Here is a 13381-nt window from a genome sequence, read left to right on the forward strand (position 1 = left end):
TATGTCAGCAATCATCGACAGACGGCAAAACGGCAAGAACAAAAGCGCCATCAACCAGCAGCGTTTCATCAAACGCTACCGCGAGCAGATTCGTCGCGCGGTCGCGAAGGCGGTGGGTGGGCGCAAGATTACCGATATCGATGGCAGCGGACAGGTCTCGATCCCGGTCAAGGACATTTCGGAACCGTTGTTCCACCACGGGCCCGGCGGGCGGCGGGAGATGGTGCATCCCGGCAACCGCGAGTTCGTGGTGGGCGACAACTTCGAGCGTCCGCCATCGGGCGCGGGTGGCGGCGGCAGCCGCGCCAGCGACTCGGGAGAGGGCGAGGACGATTTCGTCTTCAACCTCTCGCGCGAGGAGTTTCTGAAGTTCTTCTTCGAGGACATGGCCCTGCCGGACCTGGCCAAGCGGCGGCTCGCGCAGATTCCGGAGTTCCGCAAGGTTCGCGCCGGCTATTCGATTGACGGCACGCCGTCGAACCTCAACGTCATTCGAACGATGCGCAGCTCGCTCGGCCGCCGCATCGCGCTCACTGCGCCTTATCGCAAGCAGTTGCGCGAACTCGAAGCCGAGTACGCCGACGTGGTCTCGCGCGAGGGCGACACGTCGCCGCGCGCGCTGGCGCTGGCGCATGAAATCACACACCTGCGCACGCGCGTCGAAGCGATTCCGTACATCGAGAAGCTCGATCTGCGCTACTCGAACCGGATCATGCAGCCGCGACCGCAGGCGCAGGCCGTCATGTTCTGCCTGATGGACGTGTCGGGCTCGATGGACCAGAGCCGCAAGGATCTGGCCAAGCGTTTCTTCATGCTGCTCTATCTGTTTCTGCGGCACAACTACGAGCGCATCGACCTGGTGCTCATTCGCCATCACACCACCGCGAAGGAGGTCAACGAGGACGACTTCTTCTACGCGCGGGAATCGGGCGGCACGGTGGTGTCGAGCGCGCTCAAGCTGATGACGGAAATCATCGCCGATCGCTACTCGCCGAGCGACTGGAACATCTACGGGGCGCAGGTCTCCGACGGCGACAACTGGGACGGCGACTCGCCCATCTGCCGCGACATCCTCAACCAGACGATCATGCCGGCCGTGCAGTACTTCGCCTACGTGGAGGTGGCGAGCGCCGAGCCGCAGAATCTGTGGAACGAGTATCTGTCGGTCAAGCAGCAGCACCCGAATTTCGCGATGCAACGCATCATGGAAGCGGCCGAAATCTACCCCGTGCTGCACGACCTGTTCAAGAAGAAGGCGGCCTGAAGGCGGTCGCCGCGTCGACGACGCAATGCGGGCAACGAGGACGCATCATGGCCTATATATCCACCGGATCGGAATGGACGTTCGAGCTGATTCAGCGCTACGAGCACGAGATCGCACGCATTGCGAAGGATTTCAGGCTCGATACGTATCCGAATCAGATCGAGATCATCACCGCCGAGCAGATGCTCGACGCGTACGCGACCGTAGGGCTGCCCATCGGCTATCACCACTGGTCCTACGGCAAGCATTTCCTGTCGTCCGAGCGAGGCTACAAGCGCGGACAGATGGGGCTCGCTTATGAAATCGTCATCAACTCCAACCCCTGCATCGCGTATCTGATGGAGGAGAACAGCATGACCATGCAGGCGCTCACCATCGCGCACGCCAGCTACGGTCACAACTCGTTCTTCAAGGGCAATTACCTGTTCCGCACGTGGACCAGCGCCGACGCGATCGTCGATTACCTGCTGTTCGCGCGCAACTACATCACGGAGTGCGAGCAGCGTTACGGCGAGCAATCGGTGGAGTTGTTGCTCGACTCCTGTCACGCGCTCATGAATTACGGCGTGGACCGGTACAAGCGGCCGAAACGGCTGTCGCTCGCCCAGGAGCAGGCGCGCCAGAAGGAGCGCGAAAACTATCTGCAGATGCAGATCAACGACCTGTGGCGCACGCTGCCGAACCATGCGCTTCACGATGACGACGACGACGACGGCCTCGATCCCACGGAGTCGGAGGAGCCACCGTTCCCCGGCGAACCGCAGGAAAATCTGCTTTATTTCTTCGAGAAGAACGCCCCGAAGCTCGCTCCGTGGCAGCGTGAGATCGTGCGCATCGTACGCAAGCTCGCGCAGTATTTCTATCCGCAGCGCCAGACCAAGGTAATGAACGAAGGTTGGGCGACGTTCTGGCATTACACGATTCTCCAGCAGCTCTACAAGGAGAAGCTCGTCAACGACGCCTTCATGATGGAGTTCCTGCACGCACACACGAACGTGGTGTACCAGCCGTCGTTCGACAGTCCGTACTACAGCGGGCTCAACCCGTATGCGCTGGGCTTCGCGATGTTCCAGGACATCCGTCGCATCTGCGAGGCGCCGACCGACGAGGACCGTCGCTGGGCGCCGGATATCGCGGGCAGCGACTGGCTCACCACGCTCGACTTCGCCATGCGCAACTTCAAGGACGAGAGCTTCATCCAGCAGTTCCTCTCGCCCAAGGTCATCCGCGACCTGAAGCTCTTCTCGGTGCTCGACGATGATCGCGACAGTCGCCTGCGCGTGACGGCCATCCACAACGATTCGGGGTATCGCGAGATTCGCGAGATGCTCGCGCAGCAGTACAACCTGAGCCAGCTCGAGCCGAACATTCAGGTCGCGCATGTCGATCTGCATGGCGACCGTTCGCTTACGCTGCGCCACGTGCAGAGCGATCGCCGTCCGCTGGACGAAGGTTTCGAGGAAGTGCTCAAGCACGTGGCACGGCTTTGGGGCTTCACCGTACGGCTCGAGACGGTATTCGAGGATGGCCGAAGCGAAATGACGCACGAGACCAAGGTCGAGAAGCGGCGGCGCTACGCACTGAGCGCGTGATGAAGATTCCGTTCGTCGCGCTCGATCACGTGGTGCTGCGCACGAACGACGTCGCCCGCCTCGAGCACTTCTACATCGACGTGCTCGGCTGCACGCGGGAGAAGGTGCAGCCCGACATCGGCCTGGTGCAACTGCGAGCCGGCGACGCGCTGATCGATCTGGTCGACGTGAACGGCGCGATCGGACGTCAGGGCGGCGCGGCGCCCGGGCCGGAGGGGCGCAATCTCGATCACTTCTGTCTGCGCGTCGAGCCGTTCGATGCCGACGCAATCCGTCGTGGGCTCGCCACGCACGGGGTGACGCTGGGAGAGGTGGTGCAGCGCTACGGTGCGCACGGGGAAGGGCCGTCGTGTTACCTCAGCGATCCGGACGGCAACGTCGTCGAACTCAAGGGGCCGCCGTCGCCTCACCAGCGCTGACGCTCGGGTGCCATCGCCCCCACGGGAAATACGCTTCGCACGGGCCGCTCAAAGACTGGCGGGGTTGCGCCCCTCGTGCCCGCGTCCGTTGCTGCCGCAGCGCCCGTTGGCCCAGCGGTGATGGCTACGCCGCCATCTGCTGGCCCAACACACTCTGGTCGCGCCCCTTGTGCTTGGCCTGGTAGAGCGCTTTGTCGGCCTGCTCCAGCATGGCACTGATGACGAGCGGCTCGCCCGGCTGCCATGACGCAATGCCCACGCTGATGGTAATCGCCTCGCCTTCGTCGCGGGCCTTGGCGGGAAGCAGGTCGGTACTTGCCCGCTTGACCGACTCGCGAATGCGGTCGGCGACGCGCAGCGCCGCGTGCTGGTCGATTTCCGGCAGGACCACCGCGAATTCCTCGCCGCCAAGTCGCACCGCGAAATCGCTCGGCAGCCGGATGCAATGCTGAATCGTGGTGGCGATGCGCTGCAGGACGGTGTCGCCGAACGGGTGTCCGTAGCGATCGTTTACCTGCTTGAAGAAATCGATGTCGATCAGCAGGACGGACAGGGGGATTGCGCGTTGTTGCACGCGGTCGGCCACCAGCCGAATGCGGTTGTCGAAGTAACGACGGTTATAGATGTGTGTCAGCGGATCGATGAAGACCTTCTCGACGAGATCGGTGTTGGTGAGCGCGAGCGACTGGTACTGACGCGTGATTTCCCACACGAGCGCGAGCGTGGCCACACCAGGCGAAGCCAGCGCGAGCAACCGCGCGGCATACCATTGATACGACGCCTCGCTCGGCGCCGTGAGCGAGAGCAGCAACTGGCACAGCGAAATGGTGACGACCACCCATACGAGCAGGAAAAGCTTGTGGGACAGGCGTGTCACTGCCGCCACGCGCCACCACAGGGCCACATACGTCGCGAAGAGCGCACCGAGCGCCAGTGTTTCGACATCGATGCCCGCGGCAAGATGCGGCGTGACCAGCGTGCGTCCGGCGCCGACGAGCGACAACGACACCACTATCCAGATGACGAGGACCGTTGCTCCGTAACGCGCCGCCTCCGTGTAGCCGGGGCGCGTATGCGGATCGCCGCGGGTGCGCGTGTAGCTTCGTACGCTGAGCATGACGTAAGCCGCGAAGCTGGCTTCGGCCATCAACCACAGCCAGAACGGCGCGCGCGTGACATGCGAGGCGATGCCCGCGAGCTGGTTCGCCAGCAGCACGCCTTCGGTGAACATGAACAGGCCGCGTAGCAAAAACGCGCATCCGAATTGCGCGAAGTAACGCTTGCCGTTGTAGAGGTATTGCACGCCGAGCAGGCATGCTGTCGACAGATTGAGAATGCCGCCGGCCGAGACGAGGAAGAAGGTCAGCAGCGGATTGACCGTGCCTTCGAGCGCACGCGTGAGGAACCCCGCGAGGGTGAGTGCGGCGCATGCGACCAGAATGGTGGTCGCGGCAATGCGATTGCCCTGTTCGGTACGGCTGATGGTACTTTTCATAATTGTTATTCGCCAATCAACGACCTCGTGCCTCGCGCACGATCGCGCTTTCCCAGCCTTCAACCCGCTCGTCGCGACTGGCCGCAAGGTCGTTGCCTCGCGTTACCGCCGCGTTTCCCCGATTTGCGCTAAATAGTTGAAAACTAAGATAAACCTCGGAGAATACACGAGTTTTTCGGCGTCCGCATCCGTTTCGAACGGCGAGTGGCCCTTTCCCGTTTCGGCCTCGTGGTCATGCGGATTTCGGCGCATTTCGAGGCGTGTCGGAACCCGTCGGAAGTGCGTCGGCACCCTGTCGGAAAATAATTCGCTGCGGCACGGTGGACCGCTATGCGGAACCATGAAATTGAAGATTTCGGGACACAGGTGTGTCGCCGCGCGTCGATCCGCCCGAGGCCAGACATCACGGGGGATTCGAGCGTGCGTGATTAATTCGGTATCCGATTCATCTGTGAAGATGGGGCGTGTAAGCGTGTGTAAATGCACCGGATCCCTCGCGAAAAGCGTGCTACGGGTTGGCATCGACGCACTATCTGTACTAAAATAAAAAAAGCCAATCGCCGAGATTGGTCAATAGAAACAAAAGCGTTGCCGGTGTTCCTCGTTGCGCCGGCGACCCGTTCCATCACGCAATGAGCTTGTGCAGTAAAACATTCGCGCGCTTTCAATAAGTGTGCACCGAGAGGCCCAGGCGCCCACGGCGTCGAAAGCTCGTCTCTCATGTCGCATTCGCGACGCCTGGTTCGTCACCGTTGTCTTTCACAGACCTTCGGAGCGAACACTTCACAATTCGCAAGGCAGCTATCAGTTGTCATGCTTGTTTGACCGCGTTGTCACGCGGGGCGATTGCTATTGCCTCGCGCCAGCGCTGCCAACCCATTCAAAGGGAGCATGAACGTGGCGAAGCAGTATCGCATTCTCTATCTGGCCGGCTTCGGACTGCTGGGCGTCGTCGCAGCAGTCGCCGGTCTGGTGTATTGGCTGGGCGTGGACGCGCTCGTCAAATACCGGGGCGACCTGGTGTACTACACCCAACAGCACCTGAAGCTCGTGGCGATATCGATGACGATGGCCATCGTCGTCGGCGTGCCGGCGGGGGTTCTGATCTCGCGGCCGATGTTCGAGAAGCATGCCGAGCGCGCCGTGCAGATTTTCAACATCGGCAATACGCTGCCCTCGCTCGCCGTACTGGCGCTGTCGATGGCGGTGCTGGGCATCGGCGATCGCCCCGCCATTCTGGCGTTGTGGCTGGCCTCGCTGCTGCCCATCGTGCGCAATGCGTACGAAGGGCTGCGGCAGGTGCCGCCCGCCTTGCGGGAATCGGCGCGCGGCATGGGCATGACCCCCGCCCAGGTGCTGTTTCGCGTCGACTTGCCCAACGCCATGCCAGTCATCGTCGGCGGCATTCGCACCGCGCTCGCGATCAACGTCGGCACCGCGCCGCTCGCCTTCCTGATCGGCGCGGACAGTCTGGGACAACTGATCTTCCCGGGCATCTATCTGAACGACCAGACCAAGCTGCTCCTCGGCGCCGCCGGGACCGCCTTGCTCGCGCTTGTGCTCGACGGCATCGTCGCCTTCGCGAGCGGTCTCTGGTTCGCACGTCACGGTGCGCCCGCGCGCTGAGACAAAGGAGACCTACCCCTATGCAACAGTCGAATTCCCAAATGCGCACGGGCGCGCTCTCGCGTTTGTGCTCGCGCTGGATGCGCCGCCTCGGCATGGCCTGCGTCGGGCTCGGCGTCATGGCCGCAAGCGCGACCGCCGGTGCCGCCACGCTGACCATCGGCGGCAAGAACTTCACCGAACAGTTGATCCTCTCGGAGATGACGGCCCAGTACCTGCGTAGCAAGGGCTACGACGTCGAACTCAAGAACGGCCTGGGCAGCGTGGTCATGCGCCAGGGCATGGAGAGCCATCAGCTCGACATCGTCTGGGAGTACACGGGCACGTCGCTGATCGTCTACAACAAGGTCACCGAGAAACTTGACCCGCAGCAAACGTATGAACGCGTGAAGGCGCTCGACGGCAAGATCGGCCTCGTCTGGCTCAATCCGTCCACGCTGAACAACACTTACGCGTTCGCAATGCCGGGAAAGATCGCGCGCGAGGAAGGCGTGGAGACGGTGTCGCAGCTCGTTGAGAAGTTCCGTGCCGATCCGAAGATGCAGTTTGCGTTCGACATGGAGTTCGTCGGCCGCTCCGACGGACTGGAGCCGATGGAAAAGCTCTACGGCTTCCATCTCGAGCGCCGCAACATCAAGCAGATGGATCCGGGTCTGGTTTACACGGCGCTGAAGAACGAGCAGATCGACGCAGGTCTCGTTTATACGAGTGACGGCCGCAACAAGGGCTTCGATCTGAAGGTGCTTGCCGACGACAAGGGATTTTTCCCGGCATACGCCGCCACGCCCGTCGTGCGCCAGGAAGTGCTCGACGCCAACCCCAAACTCGCCGACGAACTCAACGCGCTGTCCGCGAAGATCAACGACGAGAACATGCGCGACATGAACGCGAAGGTCGACATCGACCATCAGGCCGTGTCGCGTGTGGCAAGCGACTTCCTCAAGCAGGAAGGCCTGGTGCAGTGACGCCGCACCGCATGCGCAACGACTGAGGAGTCCCATGATTGAATTTTTGACACATAACTGGCACCGCATCCTGACCCTCACGGGGCAGCATGCGTGGCTGGTGGCCGCTTCGGTAGGCGCGGCCATCGTGGTCGGCGTGCCGCTGGGCGTGCTGGTCACGCGCTTTCGCTGGCTCTCGGGCCTGGTGCTCGGGCTGGCGACGGTCGTGCTGACCATTCCCTCGATTGCCTTGTTCGGGCTCATGATCCCCGCACTGTCGGTCTACGGCATGGGCATCGGGCCGGCGCCGGCAGTCGCTGCCGTCTTCCTGTATTCGCTGCTGCCGATCATGCGCAACACGAGCCTCGCGCTGCGTCAGATCGAGCCGAGCATCCGCGAAGCGGGCATCGGCATCGGCATGACGTTCTGGCAGCGCCTGCGCCTGGTCGAACTGCCGCTGGCCGTGCCGGTGGTACTGGGCGGCGTGCGCACCGCCGTCGTGATGAATATCGGCGTGATGGCCATCGGCGCCATCGTCGGGGCCGGCGGTCTCGGGGTGTTGATCACCCAGGGGATCAGCCAGAGCGATACCCGACAGCTTGTCGTGGGTGCGGTCATGGTGAGTCTGCTCGCCATTGTCGCCGACACCTTGTTGCACCGCCTGCAGCGCGTGCTGACACCGAAAGGAATCCGAACCGTATGATTACACTCGACAATCTCACCAAAAGCTTCGTCCAGAAGGACGGTACGCCGGTCACGGCCGTGAATTCGGTCAGCCTCGAGGTGCCGCCGGGCGAGATCTGCGTCTTCCTTGGCCCGTCGGGCTGCGGCAAGACCACCACGCTCAAGATGATCAACCGGCTGATCAAGCCGACCTCCGGGCGCATTCTGCTCAACGGCGAAGACACGGGCAACATCAACGAAATCGAGCTGCGCCGTCACATCGGCTACGTGATTCAGCAGATCGGTCTGTTTCCGAACATGACCATCGAAGAGAACATCACTGTCGTCCCGCGTCTACTTGGCTGGGACAAGAAGCGCTGCCGCGAACGCGCGACCGAGCTCATGGGCATGGTCGCGCTCGATCCCAAGCGCTACCTGTCGCGCTATCCGCGCGAGCTCTCCGGCGGTCAGCAGCAGCGCATCGGCGTGATCCGCGCGCTTGCCGCAGACCCGCCCGTGCTGCTGATGGACGAGCCGTTCGGCGCCGTCGACCCGATCAACCGCGAATCGATCCAGAACGAGTTCCTGCAGATGCAGCGCCAGTTGGGCAAGACCGTCATCATGGTCAGCCACGATATCGACGAGGCGATCAAGCTGGCCGATCGCATCGCCATCTTCCGCCAGGGGCGACTCGTGCAATACGCGCAGCCCGACGCGTTGCTGGCCCGCCCGGTCGACGAGTTCGTCGCGAGTTTCGTGGGACATGACCGAATTCTCAAGCGCCTGCTACTGGTGCGCGCGGAAGATGCGGCCACGCCGCAGCCGACCGTCAAGCCGCAGACTCCGCTGTCGGAAGCCTACGGCATGATGGACGAGCTCGATACGCGCTCGCTGGTCGTGGTGGACGAGAATGCACGTGCGCTGGGTTACGTTGCCCGCAGGGACACGCGTCACGCACAGGGCACGTGCGGCGAGCGGGTGCGTGACTTCAAGGCCTCTGCCGTGGCCAATGACAACCTGCGCGTGTTGCTCTCGCGCATGTATGAGCACAATCTGGCATCGTTGCCGGTGCTCGGCGACGATAATCAGTACCTCGGCGAGGTGACGCAGGACTCGATCGCGGACTACCTGAGTTCCGGCAAGTCGCGCGGCAATGGCGGCGGCACGATCACGCCCCCGTCGCTGCCGGGCGCGCCGAACGTGATCGCGAGCGTACCGTTCGGTGCGTCGGTGTAAGCTAGCGCCCTCGATGAAGGACCGATGAAGCACCCGTTGCCGGTTGCAGGATTCGGCAGCGAGAGGGATGGATGTACCGGCGATGCGCCCGGCCAGGTGTCCGGGGGCACGTCGGCAGGTTTGTGAATGACGGCCCGATGCGGCCGTCATTTTGCGTTTGCCTGCCCGTCCGGGCGGGCGGTGGCAAGGCGTGGCAAGGAGTGCTGGAATGACGTGGGAAGGAATGTTGGCGTGGCTCGACAACGTACCGTGGGCACGGCTGGCGGTGGCGTTGACGATACTGTTGGTGGTGGCGTTGCTCGTGCAGGCCCTGGCGCAGTACCTGATCGTGCGCGTCGTGCGCCTCGTGGTGCAGCGCACGGCCAATCGCTGGGACGATGCGCTGCTCGCTCACCGCGTGTTCCAGCGGGCGGCGCACATCCTCCCGTACCTCGTGATCCAGTTCGGGATTGCGTGGGTCCCGGATCTGCCGCCCAAGGCTGTTCTGCTGATCAGCAACATTGCGCTGGCCACCACGCTCCTTTACGCGACATTGACCATTGCCGGAGCCCTCGATGCCGCGCAAACGGTCTATGCCCTGTCGGAACATGCGCGCACACGCTCGATCAAGGGGTACGTGCAGCTAGGCAAGATCGCGCTGTACGTGGTGGCGGCGATCGCCATCGTGGCCACGGTCATCGACCGCTCGCCGTGGCTGCTGCTCTCCGGCCTGGGCGCGATGTCGGCGGTGCTGCTGCTGGTGTTCAAGGACACGATCATGTCATTCGTGGCGAGCGTGCAGCTGACGTCGAACGACATGCTGCGCGTCGGTGACTGGATCGAGATGCCGCAGGTCGGCGCGGACGGCGACGTGGTCGACATCGCGTTGCATACGGTGAAGGTGCAGAACTGGGACAAGACGATCACCACGATTCCGACGTGGCGTCTGATTTCCGAGAGCTTCCGGAACTGGCGCGGAATGCAACAGGCGGGCGGCCGTCGCATCAAGCGGACGCTGTGCATCGACGCCGGCAGCGTCGGATTCCTCGACGACGCGGAGATCGCGCGACTGTCCCGGCTGCATCTGCTCGAGCCGTACCTGATCGAAAAGCGTCGCTCGATTGCCGACGCGAACGCTGCGCTGGGCGTGGCTGCCGGCGTACCGGCGAATACCCGTCGCTTGACGAACATCGGCACGTTTCGCGCGTATGCGCTGGCCTATCTGAAGGCGCACCCGAACATCCACGAGGGCATGACCTGCATGGTGCGCTCGCTGGAACCGTCGTCGACGGGTATCCCCGTCGAACTGTATTGCTTCACGAACACGACTGTCTGGGCAGAGTACGAACGCGTGCAGGGCGATGTGTTCGATCACCTGCTCGCGATCCTGCCCGAGTTCGGCCTGCGCATGTACCAGAACCCGGCCGGTGCCGATTTCGCGCGCTGGCAGGCGCAGCGCGCGGCGTGAGCGGCGCGGCGTCGGCGGTGCGTTGCCGACGCCTGCGCGGCATGACGGTTACACGCTTACACCGTTATGCCGCGGATTCGTCGAGGGTCGGATAGTCGACGTAGCCACGCGCGTCGCCACCGTAGAGCGTATCCCGATCCAGCGCATTGAACGGTCCGCCGCGCTTGAGCCGTTCCACCAGATCCGGGTTCGCGATGAACGGCTTGCCGAACGCGATCAGGTCGGCAAGGTTCTCCTTGCGTGCCTTGAGCGCAAGCGCGAGGTCATAGCCGTTGTTCGCCATGAAGGTGCCCTTGAAGAGGCGCCGCAGCTTCTGCAGATCGAAACCGTTCTCCACCTCGCGAGGGCCACCCGTTGCGCCTTCGACCACGTGCAGATACACGAGGCCGAAGCGGTTGAGCTGCTCGACGGCGTACGTAAACACCGGCTCGGGATGGCTGTCGCCGCAGTCGTTTGCCGGGCTGACCGGCGAGAGACGAATTCCCACGCGATCCGCGCCCCACACGTCGACCACGGCCTGCGTGACTTCCAGCGTCAGGCGCACGCGGTTTTCGATGCTGCCACCGTACTGATCGGTGCGATGGTTCGTCTTGTCGCGCATGAACTGATCGAGCAGATAGCCGTTAGCCGCGTGAATTTCCACGCCGTCAAACCCCGCGCGCTTCGCGCATTCGGCCGCATGGCGGTATTGCTCGATGATGCCCGGGATCTCGTCGGTCTCCAGCGCGCGCGGCGTTGGGTGCGGCTGGAAGCCGCTTTCCGTGAACGCCTTGCCGGCGGGCTGCACTGCCGAGGGCGCGACGGGCAGTGCGCCGCCCGGCTGCAGGGACGGATGCGAGATGCGTCCCACGTGCCACAACTGGCAGAAAATCTTGCCGCCCTTGGCGTGCAGTGCGTCCGTCACCTGTTTCCAGCCGGCGACCTGCGCTTCCGTGTAGATGCCCGGCGTGTAGGCGTAACCCTTGCCTTGCTGCGAGATGTTGGTGGCTTCGCTGATGATGAGTCCGGCCGATGCGCGTTGTGCGTAGTATTCGGCGACCATCGGTCCTGGCACGTCGCCCGCACCGGCGCGGCTGCGCGTGAGCGGCGCCATGACGATGCGATTGCTCAGTTCGAGCGGGCCGAGCGTGTACGGCGAAAAGAGATCCGTATCCAGCGCGGCGAGCGCGCCCGTGGGTGCATGTTGCGAGTCCGTCATTGCTGAAGGTCCTGTGAAAGTGGGGGGATGCTGTGCTGCACAAAACCTGCACAGGTTACGGGAAATCCGCCGGTCTTGCAGGCGGCGTCATCGTGACGCGTTGCACTGTCCGCCAGGCGTCGAGTCGCGCCTCGCGGGTGCCCCGCTGGCGCCGTGCGCCGCCGGGGCGTGGTGGGTTCGCGAGGCGGAATCCGGAATTGACCAGGCGGTTCAGGCACCCACCGGCGCCGGGTTGACCGGGGCGCGACGGGCAATGCGCAGCACCATGAACGCCCCGACGATACATACGCCGCCCGAGAGCATCGACGCCATGGTGTAGTTGCCGAGCGTGGCGCGCAGCGAGCCGGCCACCAGGGCCGCCGTTGCCGCACCGAGCTGGTGCCCGGCCACGATCCAGCCGAACACGATCGGCGCCATCGTCTTGCCGAACACGTCGGTCGTGAGGCGCACGGTGGGTGGCACCGTGGCAATCCAGTCGAGTCCGTAGAACAGCGCGAAGAGCGGCAGGCCGAAGAAGTCGAATCCGAAGGCGTACGGCAGGTAGATCAGCGACAGGCCGCGAAGACCGTAGTACCAGAAGAGCAGCACGCGGCTGTTGTAGCGATCGGAGAGCCAGCCCGACAGGGTTGTGCCCACGAGATCCAGCATGCCCATGGCGGCCAGAATGCCGGCGCCCTTGACTTCGGAGATGCCGTAATCGCCGCACATCGCAATGAAGTGGGTGCCGATATACCCGTTGGTGCTCGCGCCGCAGATGAAGAAGCTGAAGAACAACAGCCAGAAGTCGCGCTTGCCGGCGGCCATGCGCAATACCGACAACGCGTGGGCGAGCGGATTGCCCTGATTGAGCGGCGCGTCCGGAGTGTCTTCCGGCGCGCCGACCGGGCGCAGGCCCACCGAGCCGGGGCGCTCGGGCACGAGCAGCGCCACGAGCGGCAACACCAGCGCGGCGACCGCCGCCACGATCAGCACCACCGGGCGCCAGCCGTAGCGTTCGGTAATCGCCGCCATCATCGGCAGAAACACCATTTGTCCGGTTGCCGAGCTGGCGGTGAGAATCCCCATCGCCAGACCACGATGCGTGTGGAACCACCGATTCGAGACGGTCGCCGCCAACGTGACGGCGGCGACGCCGGTGCCGCCGCCGACCATCACGCCCCAGATCAGCACCATCTGCCATGGCGCGGTCATCAGCGAGGAGAGCGCCGTGCCGGAGGCGAGCAGCAGCAGCGCGACCATCACCGTCGGTCGAATGCCGAACCGCTGCATGGCGGCAGCGGCGAACGGACCGGTCAGGCCGTAGAGCGCCAGATTGACGGAAATGGCGAGCGAGACGGTGGCCCGACTCCAGCCGAAGTCATGTTCGAGCGGCACCATCATCACGCTCGGCGTCGCGCGGATGCCCGCCGACGCGAGCAGGACCAGAAAAATCACGCCGACCACGATCCACCCGTAGTGGAAGTGACCGTTGATGCGCCTTGCGAGTGCTGCCTTCAT

Annotated in this window: 11 protein-coding genes; 8 read left to right on the forward strand and 3 right to left on the reverse strand. The window is 63.7% G+C overall.

Going from position 1 to position 13381, the window contains the following annotated elements:
* The first annotated feature begins 1 nt into the window (after position 1).
* From W930_RS0113855 to W930_RS0113865, 3 genes are read left to right on the forward strand one after another with little or no spacing between them, the layout of a single operon-like run.
* On the forward strand, positions 2-1264 hold the full coding sequence (locus tag W930_RS0113855; RefSeq protein ID WP_023594236.1) for a YeaH/YhbH family protein: 1263 nt from the start codon (positions 2-4) through the stop codon (positions 1262-1264).
* Between the two features lie 47 nt (positions 1265-1311).
* Entirely contained in the window at positions 1312-2856 is a 1545-nt protein-coding gene (locus W930_RS0113860) for a SpoVR family protein (protein ID WP_023594237.1), read from the forward strand.
* The gene (locus tag W930_RS0113865) at positions 2856-3275 is read left to right on the forward strand and encodes a VOC family protein (protein ID WP_023872310.1); all 420 of its coding nucleotides are present in this window, start codon (positions 2856-2858) and stop codon (positions 3273-3275) included. The genes W930_RS0113860 and W930_RS0113865 overlap by 1 nt, the downstream gene beginning before the upstream one ends.
* Positions 3276-3399: 124 nt before the next feature.
* On the opposite strand, the gene W930_RS0113870 is transcribed toward W930_RS0113865, so the two are convergent.
* Entirely contained in the window at positions 3400-4770 is a 1371-nt protein-coding gene (locus W930_RS0113870) for a diguanylate cyclase (protein ID WP_023594239.1), read from the reverse strand.
* A gap of 891 nt (positions 4771-5661) precedes the next feature.
* Here W930_RS0113870 and W930_RS0113875 point away from each other — a divergent pair.
* The 5 genes from W930_RS0113875 (at position 5662) to W930_RS0113895 (ending at position 10686) form a co-directional block, all read left to right on the forward strand.
* Positions 5662-6396 (forward strand): ABC transporter permease, encoded by a 735-nt coding sequence (locus tag W930_RS0113875; RefSeq protein WP_023872309.1) that lies wholly within the window; start codon positions 5662-5664, stop codon positions 6394-6396.
* Positions 6397-6476: 80 nt separating this feature from the next.
* A complete protein-coding gene (locus W930_RS0113880; RefSeq protein WP_023872308.1) occupies positions 6477-7361 on the forward strand; it encodes a glycine betaine ABC transporter substrate-binding protein in 885 nt (294 codons plus the stop codon).
* A 34-nt stretch (positions 7362-7395) separates the two neighbouring features.
* A complete protein-coding gene (locus tag W930_RS0113885) occupies positions 7396-8043 on the forward strand; it encodes an ABC transporter permease (RefSeq protein ID WP_023594242.1) in 648 nt (215 codons plus the stop codon).
* Positions 8040-9239 carry a betaine/proline/choline family ABC transporter ATP-binding protein gene (locus W930_RS0113890; protein ID WP_023594243.1) on the forward strand — a complete coding sequence of 400 codons (1200 nt, stop codon included), beginning with the start codon at positions 8040-8042 and terminating at the stop codon, positions 9237-9239. Before W930_RS0113885 ends, W930_RS0113890 begins: the two co-directional genes overlap by 4 nt.
* Before the next feature lie 208 nt (positions 9240-9447).
* Complete coding sequence (locus W930_RS0113895; RefSeq protein ID WP_024788623.1) at positions 9448-10686, forward strand: mechanosensitive ion channel family protein; 1239 nt, start codon at positions 9448-9450, stop codon at positions 10684-10686.
* A gap of 64 nt (positions 10687-10750) precedes the next feature.
* Here W930_RS0113895 and W930_RS0113900 read toward each other — a convergent pair whose 3' ends face one another.
* Together W930_RS0113900 and W930_RS0113905 are read right to left on the reverse strand one after the other, a co-directional pair.
* On the reverse strand, positions 10751-11884 hold the full coding sequence (locus W930_RS0113900; RefSeq protein ID WP_023594245.1) for an alkene reductase: 1134 nt from the start codon (positions 11882-11884) through the stop codon (positions 10751-10753).
* Between the two features lie 210 nt (positions 11885-12094).
* Positions 12095-13381, reverse strand: a complete 1287-nt coding sequence (locus W930_RS0113905) for an MFS transporter (RefSeq protein ID WP_023594246.1) — start codon at positions 13379-13381, stop codon at positions 12095-12097.

Source organism: Pandoraea sp. E26 (assembly GCF_000681415.1).
GTDB lineage: Bacteria > Pseudomonadota > Gammaproteobacteria > Burkholderiales > Burkholderiaceae > Pandoraea > Pandoraea pnomenusa.